The organism is Hungatella hominis (assembly GCF_014288005.1).
In the GTDB taxonomy this organism is placed as follows: domain Bacteria; phylum Bacillota; class Clostridia; order Lachnospirales; family Lachnospiraceae; genus Hungatella; species Hungatella effluvii.
Map to the genome: position 1 here is coordinate 206,442 of NZ_JACOPB010000001.1, position 22,455 is coordinate 228,896.

Sequence of the window (22,455 nt, forward strand, 5' to 3'; positions counted from 1 at the left end):
AAATGTTAATCGGCGCTTGTGGTATTTTTTGCAGAGCGTGTGATCATTATTTTGCCAATACAGAGGAAGGGGCGCATCTTCTTAATAAAGGCAATATAAAAAGGCGAGTAGAAGCACATCCGTGCATGGGATGCAAGGCAGAGGATGAAACTAAAATCTGTATCTATTGCGTTGGCTGTGAAGTAAGGCTATGCAGTATAAAGCAAAAGGCAGGGTTATGTACGGAATGCGTCCGATATCCCTGTGATAAGTTAAAAAGGTTTCACTCAGGATTAGCGCATCATAGGGAAGCGGAGAAAGCTCTTGAGGAAAACAAAGGAAGCACACTGGAGCAGTGGTATGCACTGTCCGAAAAAAGGTGGACATGCCCTTCCTGCGGACACCAATATAGTTATTATGAACAGAGATGCGTTCAGTGTAACGCCTTGCTGAATGGCCTGGAACCTGATTTGAGATAGTGCCCTCATATGACAATTCAAAGAAATTACTTATACGGTAAGAGGTAACCATATGAAAAATCTGTTGATTGAGTACATTGGATATGAAAGATTCCAGAACGTTATCAAACATGTAAACCCGAAGTACGTTTCCTGTATCATTCAACTGAACCTGGAAGGCAGCTGGGTGTCGGATTCACCATATCTGCATACGTTCGACGGGTTGGAACAAGTACATCAGCAGATAGAAGAGCACGCATTGGAAAAGGCAATGCTTGAAATTGAGTACCGCTCAATCAAGACCTTGGAGCGTATTCTGCCCAATGGGAAAAAATTAGTACAGATTGATTTTGAGAGATAACGTATATTCCTGTTCGTTTTGTGAAGTTCCGGCAGCCATAGGAAAATGAAACCTTGACTGATTTTTGATATTTATCATTTATGCTCAGAGAAAGGAGGCGGTTTTATGGCGTATAAAATAATGGTGGTCGATGATGAGAAAATGCTCACCGGCCTTCTCTCTGATCATCTGAGGGACAATGGATATCTGCCCTATGTGGCAAACAGCGCGCAGGAGGCATTAGAGCAGTTGGGGACAGAACCTGACCTGATTCTGCTGGATATCAAAATGCCCGGTATGAACGGCCTGGAACTGTGTAAAACGATCCGGGAGCATGTGGCGTGCCCCATCGTCTTTCTGACTGCCTTAGCCACAGAGCAGGACACCATCAACGGGCTTATGACGGGCGGGGACGACTATATCACAAAGCCGTTCAGCCTGCCTGCCCTGACAGCCCGGATTGCGGCCCATTTAAGGAGGGACGTCCGCAGAGCGAACCCGGCCAGGCTTCTTTCTTCTCATGAGCTGCTGATAAACCTTTCAGCACGGACCGTGCATTATCAAAAAAATGAAATCCCTTTTTCCAGACGGGAGTTTGACATCATCGAATGTCTTGCCACCAATGCCGGCCAGGTCTTTGACCGGGAGCGTTTATACGAAGCGGTCTGGGGGCTGGAGGCAGAAGGCGACAGCGGCGTGATCCGGGAGCATATCCGCAAAATCAGGCAGAAATTAAAGGAACTGACGGGCAAAGAATATATCGAGACGATCTGGGGGGTGGGATACCGGTGGAACCGTTAGAAAGGCTGAAGAAATCCATGCCTCTGCGCAAAGCATTCTGCACCTACGTGTGTGTGACCTTCCTCTGTGTCCTGTTACTGTCTGTTCTTACCATATGGCTGTGTATCTCGGTTCAAAACTATCTTCTGCCGGTATCGGATGAAGTGGTTTTAACCATATGGGAATCCTTTGATGATGACAGAACCAACAAATACGCTTTTAATATCAAGATGGGGGAATCCCCCAAAGAGCTACCCTTTCTGATTGGCGTTGGAGGCGTCAAAAAGGCAGTACAGGACGCAGAATACGCGGTTACTGCAATAGAAAGAAACTGCAGCTCCTTATCCCCTAAGCGGCGGCTTCTGTATCAGACATGCGGGATCGTCATGATTGCAGGGCCGGCCGGTCTTTCCTTTGGGGGGATCCTTCTGTGCGGAATCCTGTTTTACAAAAGGAAGCTGAAACGTCCCATCGAAATACTGACGGACGCCGCTGAGCGGATTTCCATGCAGGATCTTGATTTTAAAATACTCCCTGAGAGCGGAGATGAGCTGGGAAAGCTCTGCGGCTCCTTTGAGCAGATGCGCAGGGCGCTGCGGGAAAATTATCAGAAGCTGTGGGCCACAGTGGAGGAGCGCAAGAGGCTGCAGGCTTCCGTGGCCCACGACCTGCGCAATCCCATCGCCATCATAGAAGGCCATGCCGAGTATTTACAGATTAACCTGGCGAAAGGAACGCTTGGGGTGGAAAAGATGTCTGCGATTATTGGAAATATTCTGCAGGCGGCAAAGCGGCTGGAAAGCTACACGGAATCCATGCGTACCCTGGGCCGCTCGGAGGAGCATGAAGTACGGCGGAAAGAGGTATCCTTTGAGGAACTTTACAAAGACTTAACTGCGGATTTGTCTATCATCACTGCAGGGCGGGGCATTTCCCTTGTCTGCCAAAATGACATTGGGGAAGAGCAGGTAAATCTGGACGCAGATGTACTATACCGTATTTTGGAAAATCTCATTGGCAATGCGGTCCGTTTTGCCAAACGTGAGATCCGCCTTTCCTTTTCCAGTTCCGCAAAGGGCCTGGAGGTCAGGGTAGAGGATGACGGAAACGGTTTTCCGAAAGAGGTGCTGAACTCTCAAAACGGTTATTTTGTACCGAAGGGCGGAGACAGGGAGCATTCCGGACTGGGCCTTGCCATCTGCCGTATCTTGTGTGAAAAACACGGCGGCTCCCTGCGGCTTTCTAATGGAAGAGAGGACGGGGCAATAGTACGATTTTCTCTGGAATATTGACTGATTTTTGATATTTGCCGTTTATAATCTCCTTACAAACCGTTTCCCCAACCATGAGGATAGCGGGTAAGGAGGTTTTTTATGAGAAAATTTTTCTGTTTTGTACTTTGTGCCGCACTGCTGGGCTCCCTTGCTGCTTGCCGCGCGGGCAGTACTGGCGGTACGGGTGGTAAACCGGGCGGCGATGAGCAGCGAGGGGGAGCGCTCTCCCTGGACGATTCTTTCGTAATTGATAATCCATTTGCCGAGGAACAGCCTCAGAGCAGCAGCTTAAGCCATGGGATGCCGGTCACCGATCCTGAAAAAAAGCCGGAAATAGTGTATACCGGCGGTGAATGTACGGTGAATTACGCGGTCAGCGCCTCCGGGATTGGCCGGGACTTCGGCTTTCTCTTATATTTGGACGGCGTTCCCCAGCCATATAAACTGGAGCCGGACGGTGAATATGCTTACCTTCACTCCGTCAGTCTGCCGGAGGACACGGAAGATCTGCCATTTACATTCCTTTTTACCCCTGTGACCGGGACAGAAGGGGAATCATCTACACTGGCGGTGACGAGCCTGACCAATCCGCGGTTTCAGCCGGATATGGAACAGACCTCCTCCTATGGAGGGTATCATAGTCCGTTGACTGCCGAATACCCCGTCAACTTTACAGCCAGTCCTCCGCCTTTTCACCAACAGGTGGCTGTGAATCCTTGTATTTCCAATATGGTCCGTCAGACTCAGCTGGTCACAAGCGATTACCTGGAAACAAGAGGCTGGAGCCTCGCGCAGCTGAATGAAGGGATTTTTCAGTTCATCACCTATGACGGGGAGGTACGGTATGACAGCCTGGCAGTTTCCGGTGATGCTCCCGCAGCCATTCACTATGAACTGGCAGGGATACCCGGTATGCGCTCACAGACCACGTTCTATATTGACCATATGCCCATTGCGGATGACAGCGGAACACTGGTGTTTGAAAATACATTTACGTCCGGTGAAGTGCTTGCCTATGACTTCGGGATTGACGTCCGAAAGCTGGACGGCTTCCGTACTTTTTACGCGGTGACTGTGCCTCTTGACACAGATGACTACCCGGATTTTCCCATTAGTACCCTAAAGACAGATTCCATTTTATTCTATCAGGAGGCGCAAAACAAATGAAAAAACGGATTTCGATTCTTTCTCTTATTCTTTCTTTGATGCTTGTATTTACAGCCTGCACCGGACCCACAGCACTGCCGGATTCCTCAACGGACAGCAGCCCGGTGCCTGAATTCCAAACAGCGGCCGCTGAGCCTGAAGTCAGCATGAGTACCCTTACGCCGATGGTTTCCAAAACCACTGCAGGAAGCTTATCTTTTAAAGGCTTTACCACCGGCAATATCCCCGGAGACATCAAAAACGTGTACAATGGCGGTGGAAGCAATGTACTGGTGACCACCTCCAATACCCTTTACTTATATGATCTCTCCCAGGACGCCGTCACTGCGAAAACAGAAACCGGTACAAGCAGCCGCACCTACAGGGAAGAGCACTATAAGCCTGTCCGAAACGGCTTTGTGGGACTGCTTCTGGATTTGAACAGGCCAGGGAGCGAAAGCGGGCTTTTGGAAGGAAGCAGCGTCCCCGACGTTACCTGCATTTTCTATGACTTACAACTGAACAAGATACGGGAAATCAAGGTACTGGAAGTGCTGGCTGGTGTGATGAGCGAAGCTGACAAAAGCTTTGGTGTGCAGGAACTGCGGATGATTGATGTATCGGACGATGGTTCCAGGATTGCGGCGGGCAGCCTATCTGCGCTCTACTTGTATGACATAGAAACTGGAACCGCACGCCAGATTGTACCGGAAAGCAAAAATATGATACCAAACGACGTGCGTTTCGCCGGAAATTCCCGCGTTGCCTTCGGCGGCGCCTATCTGCCCGCCGGCGCTTCCGAATCAACCTACTCCTATGGAACCGTGAACATCGATGGCAGCAACCTCCAAATCCATACCCCGGAAAACTTTCGGGCAGGAGAACTTCCCGGAGCCAGGGATTCCTTTGTGCTGGTCGGTCAGGACATGCGGGCAGTATCAGGACAGCTGCTCATTCATCCCGCCGACGGAGCGGCCAGAACCATAAAGCTTGCCACCGCCAGGGAAGGCGATATGGCGTATCTTTCCGACGGCGGCAAGTATTTTGCCACATCGGTCAATGGGGATAAACTTGCAGTCCGTATTTATGAGATGGAAAGCGGCAGCCTGGTTACTGAAACTTTCATTGCCGAGGATGATGTTACCTTGATTTCCCGCGTGCCGGACGTGCGCATTATAGACAGCCTGCGTACCGCCATTATTATTTATGGTCAGTATGTGAACACACGGATAAAGGTTGTACAGTTTTAAGTTTTATAAAAAGACAGGGGAGGCGGCTGTGTTTTGATTGTGACAATGCGAGGACTGACCAAGCGGTATAAAGACAAATATGCCCTGCGGGATTTTTCAGCGGAACTTGAAAACGGCGTATATGGTTTGATGGGGGTCAACGGGGCGGGGAAAACCACGCTGCTCAGTATCTTTGCCGGTATCCTGCGGGCGGATGGCGGCCAGGTGCTGATCGACGGCAAAGAAGCGGGAAGCCTGGGCGCGTCATTTTATTCCCATATTGGCTTTTTACCCCAGACCACCCAGTTTTATAAGGATTTCACCGTGATGGAGTTCCTGCGCTATATGGCGGCGCTCAAGGGCATTGATTCCAGGGCAGGTGAAAAAAGGGCGGAGGAGCTGCTGAAAATTGTCAATCTCACTGATCAGGCTGAAAAAAAGATAGGGGCGCTCTCCGGCGGAATGCGCCAGCGCGTCGGCATCGTCCAGGCCATGCTGGGCGATCCCTCCATTCTGGTGCTTGACGAACCCACTGCCGGTTTAGATCCCCAGGAGCGCATCCGTTTTCGCAATCTCATCGGTAAGTTTGCCGCCGGGCGAATTGTGATCCTGGCTACCCATATCGTATCCGATGTGGAGTCTATTGCCAACCAGGTGATGATGATGAAGGACGGCCGCCTGCTTCGGCAGGATTCGCCTGCCCATTTAATCCGGGATATGGAGGGCAAAGTATGGCAGGTAAAAGCAGATGACGGGAATGCCGAAGCCTTTTTAAAGCAGTACAGGGTGAGCAACATCCTGCGGGAGGAGACGACAGTCAGGCTGCGGATCATCAGCGACAGGCAGCCCTCAGTTGACGCGGTGCAGCTGCAGCCCAATCTGGAGGACGTATTCCTCTATTATGCGGGAGGAAGCGAGACATGGTAAAGCTAATCGGCTATGAAATAAAAAAATGCTTCTTAAAAAAGTCAATTCTGCTTCTCCTGATGGCCTTTACCCTCGTGAACCTGGTTTCAATTTATGGAACCTATCGGGACGATTCCAACTTTGACGAGTTTCCCCGGTGGAAAGAGCTCTATCCTGCATTTTACAGGCAGTTTAAAGGGGAGATGACGGAAGAGAAGATCAGCAGCCTTCTCTCGCTTTACCGGCCTGTTGAAGCAAGGATCGATGACCGGACGGCAAGCACTGCGATGGACGATCCGGATACCTATACAGGGAATATTTACAGTGACTACTATTTTTTGAACTGGAACTTTGTAAAGCCCATGGAGTATCTCTATACCTATCAGATGCAGGCGAGTGAGATCACCCGGTCTGCCCGGTCCAATCTTTTGTTCTACTCTGATGTTGGAAACGACTATGAGTACAGGAAAAACCAGATCATCGCCGGGCTGTATGAAAACCGGAACGTCAGGGAGTTCGAGTTCACCGGCCTTTATCATTCATTCGTCCATTATGATTTCTCCATCCTGCTGGTACTGCTCCTGAGTCTATACGCACTTGCCGGCGTTTTTGTATCAGAAAAGGAGAGCGGGATGGAATATCTGCTGCTGACAACAAGACAGGGAGGCAGGAGAACAACGATGGCAAAGCTGATTGCCTCCACTTTGTTTGTATCAGTTGTGAGTCTCTGGTTTATACTCACAGATTTTTTTGGATTTGCGGCTATTTATGGTACCTTCGACGGCGGCTCTTTGCCGGTCTATGCTCTTGAAAATTTTGAACAGTCTGCTGTGGGGATGCCGCTTGCAGAATATGCCGTGGTTTCAACGGCGGTTAAAATACTGGGAGCGGTCATTGCAGGACTAATTTTCCTGTTTCTCTCCCGGTTTTTCCGAAGTGCGCTGTTTCCCCATGTATTGGGGCTGCTGGCAATCTTTGCACTGGCATGGTTCTTCGGACGGTATTCCGCCTCCAGCCATTTAATTTTGAAAATATGCAACCCGTTTACACTCCTTCAGTGCCGGACGGTCTTCCGGGTAACAGAGTTTGTAAACTTCTTTGGCATTCCGGTACTGACTTATCAGGTGACGCTTCTCATCGGCGCTGTGTGGTGCGCGCTGCTTATGCTGGCCATAAGCGTATTTGCAGGAAAGAATGCGGCCGGGAAAAGTGGTTGGCTGGGTAACGGTGGGAGACTGGGGAAAGGTAGTGGAGTGCCATGGAACTTTTTACATTTGAATTAAAGAAAATGCTTATGAAACGCCGGGGCCTGCTGCTGATTACGCTGTTTTTCCTGTTCCGGCTTGGTTCCCTGGTTTTGCTGGATTCACCGGCCAATCGCGATCTGGAGCTTTACAGGGAGGACTATCGTTTTTACTTATCGAAAGTCGAAGGTCCGGTAACCAGGGATACTGCCGCCTTTTTAGATGAAATTTCTCAGAAGATTGCAGAAGCTGGAGTGGAGCTTCCAAAACTTTATAACAGCTTCTATGACGGAAATCTTACCCGGGAGGAATTGCTGGTGCAGGCGGCCCCCTATGAGGAGAGGCTGGAACACAAACATGGCTTCCAGCTGCTGTATGATCAGTTTATCTATGCCAGGGAAGACCCGGAGCGCCGGTATCTGCTCTATGACAACGGCTGGAACGGTCTGCTGGCGAAGGGCAGGCTGGACGTCATGTTTGTGAGTCTGCTCCTGCTCATCATTACCCCCATGCTCTGTTATGAATACCAGTGCAGTATGGATGTACTGAACCTGACAACACAGAAGGGGGGAAGACGGCTGACGATGATCAAGCTGCTGCTTGCGGCAGGTGTGGTGACAATCCTTAGTCTGCTGAACAGTACGCTGGAGTACGCTTTCTACGGGGTGCGGTATGGACTGCCGCATGGAGACTATCCGCTGCAAAGCCTCCCATGCTATTCCGGCACGTACAAAGCGCTGACGCTTACCAAAGCCTTCCTGTGGATGGCCGCAAGCCGGTGGTTTGGGAGCCTGCTTTTTACAGCGCTGATCCTGTTTCTGTCCGTTCTGATTCAAAAGTATGCACTGACCCTGATTATGTCCTCTGCCTTGCTGTTACTTCCGTATTATGCCATTCAAAATGAAACAGCCCGGTGCTTCCTGCCAGGCCCGCTGGCCTTTCTGCTGGGGACCGGATTTCTGCGTGGCGCCGGGAGGGCGGCAGATCCTTTGCCCCGGCAGGAAAGCGTGTTATTCTGCGAAATCACAGGAGAGGTGATTATACTTCTCACTGGCGCTGCACTGTTTCTTCTGGCAGTCATGCTCTATGTGATATTCCGAAGGAACTCTGCCGCATGGAATCATGGCGGGAAGGGGGGTAAAGGACGGGGAGCCGTGGCTGTGCTGTCCCTGTTGCTGCTTATAAACATGACAGGGTGTGCAGACGGGCACCGTAGCGACGCGGGGTATGATATTTACAATGCGGCGCACCGCAGCAGATTTGAAAATGAACGTTACATTGTCTGGTTTGATGAAACCGCAGAAACCCTTCTCTTCGAGGATAAGGGGACCGGGCGGCGGGACCGGCTTGTGCGTGATCCGCTGCTGCTGTCGTCAACCATAGGGCGGTGCATCTATGGCAATGGGAGATATGTCTACTATTTCCGCAATGACTACAACAAATCCGGCCGGTATGAATGGATTGAACGGATCCTGCTCATACAAGTGGACTTGGAGACGTTTCAGGAACGTATTGTATACGAGGACGTCCAAAGCTCGTTTGAGCAGGTCTTTTTGGGCAGCGGAATCAACACCCTGTTTGATGCTGCGGCCCGGCAGGGTACACAGGCTTTTCTGGAAGACGTTTGGGCGTTCTTCCTCAGCGGCAATATGCTTTATCTCCTGGGAAACGATATCCGAACCATGGATTTGCTTACCGGGCGTATGGACACGATTGAAGGCCCCTGCCCCGTGAAGGGGAGTCTGGCTTTCGACGGGCAGAAGATTTATTACACCACGGACCGGCTTGAGGTGGCAGCCTATGATGTTCAGACCGGAGAAACCGGCGTCATTCCCGGCCTGATTACAGAATTTTTCTTTTTGACAGATCACCGATTCCTCTACATCAACCGTGCGGATGAATACCGGCTTTATGTGATGGACAGAGCGGATGGGACGGCTTACCCGCTTACCGACCAGCCTGTTTTGCAGTTTGAGGTGGAAGGAAAATCAATTGTTTACACAGGCCGGCTTGACAGAAAGGCGTATTGCATCAATGAAGAGGAAGCAGATGAGATGTCGGCGGCTGAGTCTGGTTTTTAGAAAGGACCTACAAGCTTGAAAAGATCTGTTTTTATTTCCCGATGATGGAGAAACAGCTGGAAGCCCTTGAGGAGAAGTGCAGAACATATGACGTTGATGAGGTAACAGATTATCACATCAATATCTGGGAATTGGATCAGTTTCTGCCACCGCGGCTCACATTTAGGGCGTTGAACCAGATTGTGATGGAAGAGTGGAAGGCGATGGCAGACAGCGGCTGGGGAGAAGAACTGTTTTACCGGCCTATTCAGACGGAAAAGGGTGAGATCTATATTGGATTCTGGGATACAGATAATAATGACAATCTGTTCATAAAAACGGAGTTAAATACGAAAAAGAACAAATGTTCTGAAAATGTATTGCGATCTCATATCAGCTCCTGTATAATAGCAGTAGAAAGAGGAGTATTGGAGACAGCATTATGAGACAGTCTGCTCTGTTTTGCCAAATGCAGAGGTGTATGTGAATGCAGGCGCCGTGGCATTCTATAAGGCGGAAGGATTCTACGTTGAAAACAGCATGACAGAGAAAGTAACTGGGGAACAGGAATACCTGATGGTGTTTCATGAGAGTGATGAAACAAAAGAATAATGCAGTAAATGATAATGAAGCCAGAAAGAGAGAGGTTTGAAAATGCTGATTCATTTTAAAGATATGGAAAAACGGGAAGTGCCAGGAATTAGGGTTGGAATTGTATGCGCAGGTGATGAAGAGTTAGCTCCTTTTTTACCTGTAATTAATAATTGCAAAATAACCGAAAGAGCCATGCTGAAGTTCTATGAAGGAGAGATTCAGGGCATAGAAATTGTCGCTCTGTACTCTGGAGTATGCAAGGTAAATGCTGCAATAGCGTCACAAATTCTGATCGATGTATTTGGAACCAATTTAATTATTAATTCAGGAACGGCAGGTGGAATGAATCCCAACCTCGAACTGTTTGACACGGTAATTTCTACAGAAGTCTGCTATCATGATGTTGCACCGGATATTTTAACCGAATTTCACCCATGGATGAAAACAGTGTTTTTTGAAGCAGACCGTGAATTGATAGAACGATCAAAAGCCGCTGTCAAAAAGATAGAGCCAGCAGGAAACGTATTTTGGGGACGAATGGTAACAGGAGAGTCATTTATAACTGATGAGGGACGGCAGAAGATTAATGACGAATATGCGCCTTTTACAGTAGATATGGAAACTGCAAGTATTGCCCATGTATGCTATGTAAACGGGATACCATTCATTTCAATTCGATGCGTTACTGACACCGATGTGTGTAGAGGAATATGTAATTTTGAAGAAAACTGCGCCAAAGCCTCGATGATTGCAAAGAATATTACAGTGGCTTTATTAAACGAACTTAGAGGTTAAAATGAGAAATTGTCTTGTTGGTGAGGAAACTTAATTAGGTGGATAACGGGATCTTAAGAGGAGCGATATGGAAAAGTATGAATTAATAGATATGCAAAAATTTGACAGAGCAGATTACTTTTATTATTTTATGGGCGTAGGAACTACGATTGAGTTTACCGCAAAAATAGATGTCACGAAAATGATTGAAAGGTGTATAAATGATAGCCTTAATTTTCAGGCAGTTATGTTGTACCAGCTCTATAAAGCGATAAACACTATTGAAAATTTTAAATATGACGTATTAGAGGGTAACTTGATTAAATGGGATAAGATAGTGCCCACATTCTCTTCGATGAATAAAAACAGCAAATTATTTTTTATACTTTATGCAGATATGCAGGAAACTTGTGTTGAGTATAATGAACAATATCGAAAGACCGTAGAGGAATATGCAAATTCTACCACGATAGTTCCGCAAGGAACTTTACCTGAAAATATATTTAATGTTTCGTGTATACCATGGCTGCATTTTGAGCATTTTTCTTCAAATTCAAAAACAATGGAAAACAAGGTTGCAAAGATGATTACCTTTGGTAAGTACGAAAAAATAGATGGATGTTTCGTATTGCCATTGACGATACAAATATCTCATGCGATTGCAGACGGATATCATGTAGCTTTGTTCTTTGAAAAATTGCAGGAAGAATTGAATTTAATGTAAGCGTTTTATAAAACAGAAAAATGTTCTTAGGACAGCAGATTTTGAACTATATCATAAAGTCTTTAGAAAAGGATGTGATATTATGGCAACCTGGAACCCATGGCATGGATGCAGGAGAATTAGCCCGGGCTGTCTGAACTGCTATGTATACCGCAGAGACGCTGAATTTGGAAAAGACAGCAGCATCATAGCCAGAACATCCAGTTTCGATCTGCCGGTCAAGCGGAATCGAAAAGGAATATATAAATTACAGCCGGATGAGGGAGCCGTGTATACTTGTATGACCTCGGATTTCTTTGTAGAAGAAGCGGATGAATGGCGGCCCGATACATGGAAGATGATCCAGGAGAGAGGTGATCTGCACTTTGTGATCATTACAAAACGAATCCAGCGCTTCCAGGGGGGGCTTCCAAAAGACTGGGGAATAGGATATGACAATGTAACAATCTGCTGTACGTGCGAGAATCAGAATAGGGCTGACTATCGACTCCCTGTCTTTCTGGATTTGCCAATCAAACACCGGACGCTCATTCATGAACCGATGCTGGAACGGATAGAAATTCGCAGGTATCTGGCAACCGGATTGATTGAACAGGTTACCTGTGGTGGGGAGTCCGGCCCAGAGGCCAGGATTTGTGATTACGCATGGATCCTAGATACCATGCAGCAATGTGTGGAGTATGATGTTCCTTTCTGGTTCAAACAGACAGGCGCTAAATTCAAAAAAGGAAACCGTGTCTATCAGATTGAGCGGAAAGACCAGATGAACCAAGCGGAAAAAGCTGGGGTGAATTACAGATACGAAAGAAATAATATAATTAAATAAGAGATACAGGCTTGCAACTCAGGGGCCGTAAATGATAACAGACAGTGGAGGGAAAGACAGCGCAGTATGTAGGGAAATTGTAAAACGTGCTGGAATACCATTTTAGATTCATCATAACCTGATAACAGCAGATGCACCTCAGACCATTTACTATGTGAGAGATATTTTCCGGAAGTTGGAACTGGAGGGGATCACCTGTTGTGTGAATTATCCAATCTACAAAGGTCAGAGAGTCACCATGTGGTTTCTGATCCCTATGAAAAAATTCCGACCGACAAGGCTTTAGAGATATTGCTGCCAAATTTGTAAAGAGAACTCCTGCCAGGATCGCTTTATTACTACCGGTGTGCGATGGGCGGAGAGTGTAAAGCGAAAAATATTCGAGGTGTTTTTGAAAATTTTGTATCGGATCCCAGTAAGAAGATCATCCTGAATAATGACAATGATGAGCAGCGCATGTTGTTTGAGAGTTGCACATTAAAAGGGAAAAGAATCTGCAATCCGATTGTGGACTGGCGGGACTCAGATGTGTGAGAATATATACGCAGCGAGAGCTTGGCGCTTAATCCGCTTTATGATATGGGATTCTACTGAGTCGGCTGTTTGGGATGTCCCATGACAGGGCAGAACCGTTGGACAGAGTTTCGCCTATACCCAACCTACCAGAGGGCGTATATAAGATCCTTTGGGAAGATGTTGGACGCTATCCATGCTGGCGGAGGAAAGATGAAGTAGAAGACGGAGGAGGAGGTTTTTTCGTGGTGGATGGAGGAAGAGACCATCGAGGGGCAGATGAGTTTGTTTGATATGCCGGAGTGGAAAATTGAAAATGAAACATAGAAAAAGATAATAGGAGCTGCAGTGTCAGCCCATCGGAGTAACAGTAGTTTAGAATAGCAAGTCAAGCTCCGGTGGATACATAGAAAGTTTTGACTGGGTTTAGTAATTACTGCTAAGAATAAAGTCTTTAGAGAAGGTTCTGAGGGTTTTATTATTGGCACTAATTTTGCCAGCAATGCATTTCTTAGTCTGAGATACGAAAGGTATCTTCAAATCTATAAATCTATGATATAATTCTAATGCAGGGGAAGAGTGGGATGAAAGAATCAGTCATACACTCGGATCTGGCAGGGAGGACAGCGTGTCCGCCCGGGGCCAATTCTGTCCTGTGGACATCATTTTTATACACTCGAGACATGTAGATGTGGAGATAATACCCCAAAATATAGTAATATCTTTTTCTAAAGTGTGCACTCAAGGATAATGTTTTGCTTAAAATAAAATCAATGAGGGATATTATCAGGCTGTAGAAGTTATAAGAAAAAAATTTATTGACATAAAAATCAATAGAGATTTTTAAAACTCTGAATTTTAATGATTTGGGCTAGAACAATCGGTTTTTCAGCCCTGCTATGCTATTTTGAAAATTTTACCGGTGCATTCTCGTGATTTAAATCGTGAGTTAACCGGCTGGGTTTGTTCCGGATTCACTTTTGCAGCATGTAAATATATGTGTCTGTCGGCACGGCTCTAAAAAAATCCATTGTCAGTTTCCTGACTGTAACATAGTAAATCATCTTAAATAGTACTTGAAATAGTCAGACATTTTTCTATACAAAAACAGAACATACATTCGAAACTTTATTGCACAATTCATGCACATATGGTATAATTGATTTATGGAAAAAGTATATGAAATATCAGAGAAAACAAAATTAACATATGGTCGCGGATATGTATATTCTTTACAGTACCATCTTATCTGGTGTACCAAATATCGGAAGAAGGTATTAACAGATGGAATCGATATTCAATGTAAGGATATGCTGACAGAACTGGCGGACCAGTATTCTTTTCAGATCCTGGCGATGGAGGTTATGCCGGATCACATTCATCTGCTCCTGGACTGCCGCCCACAGTTCATGATATCAGACATGGTCAAAATCATGAAGGGAAACCTGGCCAGAAGGCTGTTCTTAGACCATCCGGAATTAAAGAAACAGTTGTGGGGAGGCCATCTCTGGAATCCATCTTACTGCGCAGTGACTGTCAGTGACAGAAGCCATGAACAGGTGAAACACTATATTGATTCCCAAAAAGAACGGTAACAGGGGAAAGAGGATGAACAGGGCTTATAAGTATCGTGTCTATCCGACTGCAGAGCAGGAACAGCTTTTGACGGATACATTTGGAAGCTGCCGGTTTGTTTATAATCATTATCTTGCCCTGCAGTCGGAGAACTATCAGCAGGGCAAGGCATACAGGAATAAGACTGCCTGCAATAACGACTGCAACCGAATTCTCAAACAGGAGCAGCCATGGCTAAAACAAGTGGATAAATTTGCCCTGACGAATGCCATCTATGCGCTGGATTCGGCGTACCAGAGATTTTTCAGGAGACAGGGTGGTTATCCCAGATTCAAGAGCAGGCATCACAGCCGTATGTCCTACACTACGAACTATACGAATGGAAATATTGCCGTACTGGCTGGTGAGATCAAGCTGCCAAAGCTTGGGAAGGTGGGGGCAGTTGTGCACAGAAGGGCACCGGAAGACTGGCGTCTGAAACAGGCCACGGTATCAAGGGAAAGTGACGGCAGTTATTATGTGTCAGTCCTTTACGAGTATGAGGCTGCGATTATGCCGCAGGCAGTTAATCCAGAGCAGGTGATTGGACTGGACTATAAATCGGACGGATTGTATATGGACTCAGATGGCAGGTGCTGTGGCATGCCTCATTATTATAGAAAGAACCAGAAGAAGCTGACAAAGGCGCAGAGGAAGCTGAAAGCGAAGCAGCTGCAGTCAGTAAATTACCGGAAACAGCAGAAGAAAATTGCCCGTATTGCAAAAAAGGCAGCCAATCAGAGAAAAGATTATCTGCACAAAAAATCAACTGAGATAGCCAATCGGTACGATTTAGTGTGTGTGGAAGACTTAAGCTTGAGGGCGCTGGCAAACAGAGGGTTCGGGAACGGAAAAGCGACCATGGATAACGGGTATGGATCATTTCTTACGATGCTAAAGTACAAACTGGAGGAGAGAGGAAAGCGTCTGATCCGCATCGAAAAGTGGTATGCATCCTCGAAGACCTGTAGCCGTTGCGGTGCGGTCAAGATGATGCCGTTATCGGTCCGCCGTTATGAGTGTAACTGTGGAATGAGCATGGACAGAGATTTAAATGCTGCGATTAATATCAGAAACAGAGGGTATGAGATATATCTAAAGGCAGCATAGAAGTAATCATAGACTGTAGGGCCGGGACGGTCCGAACAGAATAATCAACGCCTGTGGAGCTGGCATAAGACCTGTTAATAGAAGGGCAATTGGCGCTGAAACAGGAAGCTCGTGTATTTATACATGAGTATGTTCACTTATTTAAAACAGACTCATTAATGAAAGTTGAAACTGAATTTCACCATAAAAATGTAAAGAACAGGAGATAAACAGTATGAAACAAGGTTTTTTAGAACAAGAATCAAAACGAGTAAATGAGGCTGCAAGGAAAACACTTTTTAGATTGTTCTTTGCATACGTCTGTATCATTGCTGTCCTTTATTTTCTTTTAAAGGATTCCTTTGATTTGAGTGATCCTTCCAGCAGAGAAGTGCTTTTTTATCTGGTTATTGGTTCAGGGATCATGCTGCTTGCGGTAATCGTGGGATTTTTTAAAACAAGACGAGCAGTCACGAATGGTAAAAATCTAATTATTCCTTATGGTGAAAATACAAAGGAGGCAGTGGCGGAGCTTATTGATCAGGAGGCCTCAGAGGGAAAGATACAGGTAGAGGAATACATTTATGAATTCGCGGAGGGGAAAAAGCCACATGGAGAGAAAATCGTACTGACGCCTTCTTATCTGCTGCTTTGCGGGAATAAAAATAAGATAACGGTAATTCCTCGTGATAAAATCTACTGGATCGTTGCCCAGGTTGGTCAAAAGGGAGGTTCTTTCCGTGTACAGCTGTTAATTTTTACAGAAAAGAAAATTTTCAATATGGTAGGAGTTGATATCGAGCACGTTGTGGGGATTGCGGATAAGATATATCAATACATACCAAATGTTTTTAGCGATTACGACCCCTTTATATTGTCATATGAACTGGAAGAAGTATTTGCGAAAGACCGGGCGGAGTTTTTAAAGTTCTATGAAAGTGAAAAGATGAAAATGAATAAATGAATAAATGAATAAATGAATAAATGAATAAAAGCATAAACGAATATAAGTAAAAACAAATAAATACACAAACAATCACGAATCCATCCATAAAGATAGCCTGTTCATAATTTAAACGGAGGTAAGAATGAAACATACATTTACCGCACTAGTCGAACGTTTTGAAATGCAGGGAGGCTGGTACTATGTTTCTGTTCCAACGAAAATCAGCAAACCGCTTGAATTGCTTGGTGGTCACCGGTTTGGTTTTATTGCGGTTACTGCTAAAGCTGGTAATACAAGTTGGCCGACATCGTTAATGCCGAAAGGGGATGAAACGCATATTATCGCGCTGCCCGCGAAAGTGCGTTCAAAAGAGAAGATTACTCTGGGTATGGAGATTGAAATATCTTTTGAAACGAGGGTAAGAGAAAGTAAACGGGAGGAATTCACATAACTTATCAATGCTCAAAGTATGTGGGAATATTGCTATGAAAATCAGACTCATGAAACCATCCGATAATCGGTTTGCACTCAGCCAAATTTATGAGGAAAGTTGGAGATATGCATATAAAGGTATAATACCACAGGCATATTTGGATAGTATTCCAACAGGCCGGTGGGCCGCCAATTTTGATCAGGCAGAAATGAATACGATTGTCATGATTCAAAATGATATTTTTATCGGCACAACCAGTTTTTGTAAGTCCAGATTTCCGGAATTTAAGGAATTCGGAGAGATTGTATCACTATATTTGTTACCTGAGTACATGGGGAACGGGTATGGAAAGCATTTGCTTAATGCTGCGGTAGAGGGATTAATACGTCTTGGTTACCGTGACATATTTTTATGGGTACTGGAAGAAAATTATAGAGCAAGAAGCTTTTACGAAAAAGCTGGTTTTACACCAACCAATCGCTACTTAAATGACAGCATTGGAGGAAGAGATCTGCGGGAAGTTCAATACCGTTTTTGCACCGATTCGTGTGTGTAAAGTTTCAGACTGTAAAATGCATAATCTCAGTCCGAAGCAAAGGAACCGTCCACTCCTGGAACACATGCGCGAAGTGTGCAGGGAGATCGATCCGATAAGAAAAGATTAGTAGTTTACGTTACCGTTCACTCCCCACCGGACTGCGGTGCCCCTGGTGGGGAGTGAACGGTAACTAGTTTACAGGCCTCCGCTATCTAGCCGAAATCCCAGCCTTGCATCCCCCATCAGAATATGCTATGCTGAGTATGCTCTAGCCAGACATACAATACCATGCCGCGCTGCGCCGTCAAGGCGCCGGGCATGCTTATAGGGGGTGTATAATACTGCAGCTGGTAATACCATATTCAGGAAACAGGAATGTATCCTGTTTTTTTTGTTCACATAGGAAGGAAACCATTTCCTCTGGCAGATTAGAGCGATGAAAGAATTTCACAGAACAGCAGCCATCTTGAAATATGATGATGAGACTGGAAAACTTAATAATATTCCTGTTCATAAACAAGATCACGAGAGCGGGAAGATTCCATTTACCCTTTTAGCGGAAGAATTGAATTGTGCCAAAACCCGGAATTGCGAGGACGAAGTATAATATCCAATAAAAGCGGATGGAAGGAAATCAGGTGTTTAAATATCCGGGCGCAATGGATATTTGAATGCCTTTTTTTTATTCGGGTAAAATAACGAAGACATCAATAATCATTATCGGAGACCATAATCGGAGGACATCATGAGGAAAATAGGAAAACAGCTTATTACGATACAACTGATTGACAATTATTGCGCGTGGCTTGTGGGCTGTGAAAAAAGTGAGAAGACCATTCAAAAATACCGGTATCACCTGATCCAGTTTATGAAATATCTGGATTGGAGGCCAGTGACAAAAGAACGGGTATTAATATGGAAGAAATATTTGAGGGGACATTACGCGCCAATCTCTGTAAACGGCGCGCTGACGGCGTTAAATGGCCTCTTTCAGTTTTGCAACTGGAAGGACTGTATGGTGCGCTTTTTAAAAATCGGAAAGGCTTCTTTCTGCCAGGAGAGCCGGGAGCTGTCTAAGGAAGAGTATGTGAGACTGGTCGAGGCGGCGGCCCAAAAGGGCAACGAGAGACTGGCGCTTGTGATTCAGACCATCTGTGCCAGCGGAATCAGAATATCGGAGCTTGCCTATATCTCAGTGGAGGCGGTTCAGAGAGGCAGAGCGGAGGTGGAGTGTAAGGGGAGAGTGAGAACCGTCCTTTTGACCAAAAATTTGTGCATCATTCTGCAGCAGTATGCGATGAGAAAAGGAATCACAGAGGGGGCAATATTCAGAACCAGAAACGGAAAGGCGCTGGACCGCAGCAATATATGGAGGGAGATGAAGGCACTGGGCGCAGCGGCATGCGTAGAACGCGACAAGATATTCCCGCATAACTTAAGGCACTTATTTGCAAGGACGTACTATGAGGCAGAGAAGGATCTGTCAAAATTAGCGGATATTCTGGGACATCAGGATATTAACACGACGCGGATCTATACGATGGAGAGCGGAAACAGACACAGACAGCAGTTGGAGAAATTAGGGCTGTTGGTTACATCATACAACCGACTATCTCTTTTGTTGTAAAATATAGAAATAAAAATAAGAATTCAACCTGATTATACTACATATTAATTTTAAAATCTATATTTTCCTACATTAATTTTTGTTTTTCGACACAAAAAGCAGACCGAACAAATTAAAAATTTCGATCTGTCTTATAATCATGCAATTTTTTGATCGTTTCTGCGGTTTTATCCGCAGAAACGATTTTTTTTTCCTTCTTCTTCCAATATTTTACAACAAAAGAGATATTCGGTTGTAAACCGGGACGGAGAACGAAGGATGAGGAAAATCAGAGAACCGTGCGCCCTTTTGATTTTATTGCTGTTGATTTGTTTTCGCCCCTGTATGCCGGTGTATGGAATGGAGCTGCCGGCGCGGGTGGAGACTTCCGGGGTGAATCCTGAAACGGAAGGAAAAGATAACCGGGTGATGGGAAGCAGGATTCCAGTCTATGAAACTCTTGGAGAAGCATTGATCCGTAAGCTGAGTGAAGATCAGGGGGCAGCCGAGGGGAAAAATACAGGAATTACTTTTGATACGGTGGAAGAGGCCGTTTCATTTGGCCGTTATTTTTACCGGTACGTATATTGGGGGAAACAGGAAATACGGCTTGCGGCAGGAAGGGACGCGGAGGGCGTCACCATTTATGCGTGGTGTGATGATATCCAGGAGGCCGTCAGTCAGCACAGGCAGGTAGCTGCAAAGCTGGAAGAGACCGCAGCCGGCGGTTTTGGACTATCAGATGGAGAGAAGGCGGCATTTTTTTACGATTGGGTATACGAAAATGTGGACTATGATGCGGCCATGCAAAATAAAACGATTTATGATGCTGTGATGAAGGGACAGTCTGTATGCTGGGGCTACGTTTCCACATACCTGGCGCTGTGCAGAATGGCGGGCTTGACCTGCGAACCGGTTTATCAGGGGAATCACGCGTGGAATCGGGTATGGATTGATGGGGGGTGGAAATATTGCGATATTACATGGGACAAGAGCCTGGGCGAACACAGGTGGAAGCTGATCCCGGAAGAAGAGATGGAGAGAGATTCCATGCACGAAACGCTGTGACCGGACACGGGACATGCCGTGGAACAACCTCGAACCGAAAGTGCCGCAGGATGACCGAATTCAGAAAAGCGGAGAGACGGCGGCGGGTTCAAAGACGGATGATGAAGCTTGTGACTGTGATGAGCACGGTGGCGGCTGTCCTGACAGCGGGATATTCCTTCGTTTCCGAAGGGGCGCTGGAACCGAAGGAAATTCTGGTACCGCCCCTCGTCATCACCGTGTCCGAGGAGGAGACTCCCGTAGGTTCGGGACCTCCGCCTGCAGCCATGAAGGAGCCCGCCCAGAGCACCTCTGAGGCCGCCGCCATTCCTGCACCTCCCACATACCTCGGAGAATTCGAGATCACCGGCTACTGCAGCTGTGATATCTGCTGCGGGAAAAAGGACATAAAGCTGACAAAGATGGAGACCGTCCCGAAGTCAGGCTATACCATAGCGGTGGATCCGCAGGTGATCCCGCTGGGGAGTTACCTCGAGATCGAAGGGGTAACCTACAGGGCGGAGGACATTGGACAGGCGATAAAAGACAGGAGCCTTGATATCTTTTTCTCCTCCCACGAGGAGGCAGTCGAGTTCGGGCGGCAGAAAAAGGATGTGTATTTAAAATAATCCCTTTCGAGGGTTTACATAGATAAACAAATGAAATTGGAAGGATAACAGGATGAAAAAAAGGAAGATTGCATTGACGGCGGTTGTACTTGTCACGGCTGCCATACTCCTTTCGGAAACTCAGACCGGAATTGCATATGCGGTGGAGGGCTGGGAGAGTGCCGGCGGAGAATGGAGGTATTTAGATGACCAGGACCAGCCGGTGACTGATGTATGGAAGCAGTCAAAGGAAGCCTGGTTTTACCTGGATTCGGCCGGACAGATGGTAAAGGACAGTTTTATTGACCGGGACAACGGCCTGTATTACGTGGACGCAGATGGAAGACGCGTTCAGGGCAGCTGGGTCTGGTCAGATGGAAAACGGCAGGAAGGTTATGAGGAAGGCTGGTACTATTTTGGCAGCAATGGAAAGGCATACCGGAGAGACGGCGGTTTTAAACGTGAGATAGGCGGAAAAACATACGTGTTTGATGAGAGCGGAAAAATGCTCACCGGATGGCTGAATGAGGAAGGCCGCCCTCTGACAGAGGATGAGAGTCCATTAACAGAGGGCGTATACTACGCCGGTGAAGATGGAGCGCTGTGGAGCAGCACCTGGCTCGATTACGGTTCCATGGAGGTGGGGGCCGCCGATGAATTGGAAAGCAGCGTAACGGGACGGGATTACACCGAGTATAAAGAGCTGTGGCTGTATTTTGACAACAACTTTAAACGGATAAAAAGCAGCGGAGACAGGGTGAAGCAGAAGGTGATTAACGGCGCAACCTATGGTTTCGATGAATACGGAATTATGCTGCCGTGGTGGAGCCGGGTAGCCAGCGTCAGCGATGCGGACAGAAGCAATCCCACCAGCTCGGAATCTGCAAAATACTTTGCAGGCTATGACGGCGGGCGCCTGCTGCGAAACACCTGGTTCTGGATGTGCCCCTCCGAAAATCTTGACGAACAGGATTACAGCAACGGGGAATACAGCTGGTGGTATACCGATCAGGACGGAGAGGTTTACCGGAACCGGATCAGGAAGGTCAACGGCAGAAATTACGCGTTTGACGGACTCGGAAGAATGCGTACGGGATTCGTTCTGTTTGATGGAAAAGATACTTTTGTAGCCCAGTATGACACGGATGACTGGACTTCTGAAGATTTTAAAAACGGAGACCTTTACGGATTGGAAAAGGCGGATTTGTACCTGTTCGCGCCGGATGAACTGAATGACGGTTCCATGCAGACTGGCGGGGATATAAAGGTGGAGCTGTCCGATGGAGTCTTTACCTTTGGATTTGGAAGCAGCGGCATCGCTTACGGCAACCGGAATAAGATTCGCAAATGGAAAAATGCCTTCTATATTAATGGCCTGAAACTGGAAGCGGATAAAGAGTACGGGTATGGTGTCGTTCAGGAGGACGAGGACATTTACCGGGTAGTCGATACCAGGGGAAATGTGGTATCCGGACAGAAGAAGATTGTAAGAGACAGGGATGGAGGCTGGCTGATCATCCTGAACGGGCGTTTCGCCGCCAGGACAGACGACAGCTCAAAGCCGAAGTGGCATAACGGCGAGGAAGGCGAGGGATTTTACCACTACGACGGGAACGATAAGGACGATAAGTATTCCGGAGGTCTCATTGCCGGATACGATTCGGAGCCGGTTCTGGATCAGCTGCCCGCCGAGGAACGATTGAATTTTGAGTAGAAAGAGGTTGGAG

23 protein-coding genes and 1 pseudogene are annotated in these 22,455 nt (G+C 46.7%); all 24 read left to right on the forward strand.

Features of this window, described 5'->3' with window-relative positions:
• Window positions 1-2: 2 nt before the first annotated feature.
• The 24 genes and pseudogenes from H8S75_RS33535 (at window position 3) to H8S75_RS01110 (ending at window position 22,442) form a co-directional block, all read left to right on the forward strand.
• Complete coding sequence (locus H8S75_RS33535) at window positions 3-458, forward strand: DUF3795 domain-containing protein (RefSeq protein ID WP_432764171.1); 456 nt, start codon at window positions 3-5, stop codon at window positions 456-458.
• A gap of 52 nt (window positions 459-510) precedes the next feature.
• The gene (locus H8S75_RS01005; RefSeq protein WP_243270144.1) at window positions 511-798 is read left to right on the forward strand and encodes a hypothetical protein; all 288 of its coding nucleotides are present in this window, start codon (window positions 511-513) and stop codon (window positions 796-798) included.
• A 105-nt stretch (window positions 799-903) separates the two neighbouring features.
• A complete protein-coding gene (locus H8S75_RS01010; RefSeq protein ID WP_187018623.1) occupies window positions 904-1,578 on the forward strand; it encodes a response regulator transcription factor in 675 nt (224 codons plus the stop codon).
• Complete coding sequence (locus tag H8S75_RS32550) at window positions 1,566-2,849, forward strand: HAMP domain-containing sensor histidine kinase (RefSeq protein ID WP_187018625.1); 1,284 nt, start codon at window positions 1,566-1,568, stop codon at window positions 2,847-2,849. The genes H8S75_RS01010 and H8S75_RS32550 overlap by 13 nt, the downstream gene beginning before the upstream one ends.
• An 81-nt stretch (window positions 2,850-2,930) precedes the next feature.
• Window positions 2,931-3,998 (forward strand): hypothetical protein, encoded by a 1,068-nt coding sequence (locus H8S75_RS01020; protein ID WP_187018627.1) that lies wholly within the window; start codon window positions 2,931-2,933, stop codon window positions 3,996-3,998.
• Window positions 3,995-5,227, forward strand: a complete 1,233-nt coding sequence (locus tag H8S75_RS01025; RefSeq protein WP_187018629.1) for an SMP-30/gluconolactonase/LRE family protein — start codon at window positions 3,995-3,997, stop codon at window positions 5,225-5,227. The genes H8S75_RS01020 and H8S75_RS01025 overlap by 4 nt, the downstream gene beginning before the upstream one ends.
• 39 nt (window positions 5,228-5,266) lie before the next feature.
• Window positions 5,267-6,133 carry an ABC transporter ATP-binding protein gene (locus H8S75_RS01030; protein ID WP_349768858.1) on the forward strand — a complete coding sequence of 289 codons (867 nt, stop codon included), beginning with the start codon at window positions 5,267-5,269 and terminating at the stop codon, window positions 6,131-6,133.
• Complete coding sequence (locus H8S75_RS01035) at window positions 6,127-7,395, forward strand: ABC transporter permease (protein ID WP_187018632.1); 1,269 nt, start codon at window positions 6,127-6,129, stop codon at window positions 7,393-7,395. The genes H8S75_RS01030 and H8S75_RS01035 overlap by 7 nt, the downstream gene beginning before the upstream one ends.
• Window positions 7,371-9,437: a TolB family protein gene (locus tag H8S75_RS01040; RefSeq protein ID WP_187018634.1), complete on the forward strand. Its 2,067-nt coding sequence runs from the start codon at window positions 7,371-7,373 to the stop codon at window positions 9,435-9,437. The genes H8S75_RS01035 and H8S75_RS01040 overlap by 25 nt, the downstream gene beginning before the upstream one ends.
• Window positions 9,438-9,478: 41 nt before the next feature.
• Window positions 9,479-9,862 carry a hypothetical protein gene (locus tag H8S75_RS01045; protein ID WP_243270145.1) on the forward strand — a complete coding sequence of 128 codons (384 nt, stop codon included), beginning with the start codon at window positions 9,479-9,481 and terminating at the stop codon, window positions 9,860-9,862.
• Between the two features lie 16 nt (window positions 9,863-9,878).
• On the forward strand, window positions 9,879-10,028 hold the full coding sequence (locus H8S75_RS01050) for a hypothetical protein (RefSeq protein ID WP_243270146.1): 150 nt from the start codon (window positions 9,879-9,881) through the stop codon (window positions 10,026-10,028).
• Between the two features lie 42 nt (window positions 10,029-10,070).
• Complete coding sequence (mtnN, locus tag H8S75_RS01055) at window positions 10,071-10,805, forward strand: 5'-methylthioadenosine/S-adenosylhomocysteine nucleosidase (protein ID WP_243270165.1); 735 nt, start codon at window positions 10,071-10,073, stop codon at window positions 10,803-10,805.
• 67 nt (window positions 10,806-10,872) lie between these two features.
• Window positions 10,873-11,508 (forward strand): CatA-like O-acetyltransferase, encoded by a 636-nt coding sequence (locus H8S75_RS01060; protein WP_187018646.1) that lies wholly within the window; start codon window positions 10,873-10,875, stop codon window positions 11,506-11,508.
• An 82-nt stretch (window positions 11,509-11,590) separates the two neighbouring features.
• Window positions 11,591-12,334: a DUF5131 family protein gene (locus tag H8S75_RS01065; protein WP_187018648.1), complete on the forward strand. Its 744-nt coding sequence runs from the start codon at window positions 11,591-11,593 to the stop codon at window positions 12,332-12,334.
• Window positions 12,335-12,365: 31 nt separating this feature from the next.
• Window positions 12,366-13,174: pseudogene (locus H8S75_RS33540) on the forward strand (phosphoadenosine phosphosulfate reductase domain-containing protein).
• Window positions 13,175-14,013: 839 nt separating this feature from the next.
• Window positions 14,014-14,442: an IS200/IS605 family transposase gene (gene tnpA / locus H8S75_RS01070; RefSeq protein WP_187018650.1), complete on the forward strand. Its 429-nt coding sequence runs from the start codon at window positions 14,014-14,016 to the stop codon at window positions 14,440-14,442.
• Window positions 14,443-14,455: 13 nt separating this feature from the next.
• Window positions 14,456-15,571: an RNA-guided endonuclease TnpB family protein gene (locus tag H8S75_RS01075; RefSeq protein WP_118090909.1), complete on the forward strand. Its 1,116-nt coding sequence runs from the start codon at window positions 14,456-14,458 to the stop codon at window positions 15,569-15,571.
• Between the two features lie 214 nt (window positions 15,572-15,785).
• Window positions 15,786-16,514 carry a hypothetical protein gene (locus tag H8S75_RS01080; RefSeq protein ID WP_187018652.1) on the forward strand — a complete coding sequence of 243 codons (729 nt, stop codon included), beginning with the start codon at window positions 15,786-15,788 and terminating at the stop codon, window positions 16,512-16,514.
• 124 nt (window positions 16,515-16,638) lie between these two features.
• Window positions 16,639-16,947, forward strand: a complete 309-nt coding sequence (locus tag H8S75_RS01085) for a DUF1905 domain-containing protein (protein ID WP_187018654.1) — start codon at window positions 16,639-16,641, stop codon at window positions 16,945-16,947.
• Between the two features lie 34 nt (window positions 16,948-16,981).
• Window positions 16,982-17,485 (forward strand): GNAT family N-acetyltransferase, encoded by a 504-nt coding sequence (locus H8S75_RS01090; protein ID WP_187018656.1) that lies wholly within the window; start codon window positions 16,982-16,984, stop codon window positions 17,483-17,485.
• A 727-nt stretch (window positions 17,486-18,212) separates the two neighbouring features.
• The gene (locus tag H8S75_RS01095; protein WP_187018658.1) at window positions 18,213-19,094 is read left to right on the forward strand and encodes a tyrosine-type recombinase/integrase; all 882 of its coding nucleotides are present in this window, start codon (window positions 18,213-18,215) and stop codon (window positions 19,092-19,094) included.
• A gap of 258 nt (window positions 19,095-19,352) precedes the next feature.
• A complete protein-coding gene (locus H8S75_RS01100; RefSeq protein ID WP_187018659.1) occupies window positions 19,353-20,141 on the forward strand; it encodes a transglutaminase domain-containing protein in 789 nt (262 codons plus the stop codon).
• Between the two features lie 50 nt (window positions 20,142-20,191).
• Window positions 20,192-20,749: a 3D domain-containing protein gene (locus tag H8S75_RS01105; protein WP_187018661.1), complete on the forward strand. Its 558-nt coding sequence runs from the start codon at window positions 20,192-20,194 to the stop codon at window positions 20,747-20,749.
• A 52-nt stretch (window positions 20,750-20,801) separates the two neighbouring features.
• Window positions 20,802-22,442, forward strand: a complete 1,641-nt coding sequence (locus tag H8S75_RS01110) for a PspC-like choline-binding domain-containing protein (RefSeq protein WP_187018663.1) — start codon at window positions 20,802-20,804, stop codon at window positions 22,440-22,442.
• Window positions 22,443-22,455: the final 13 nt, after the last annotated feature.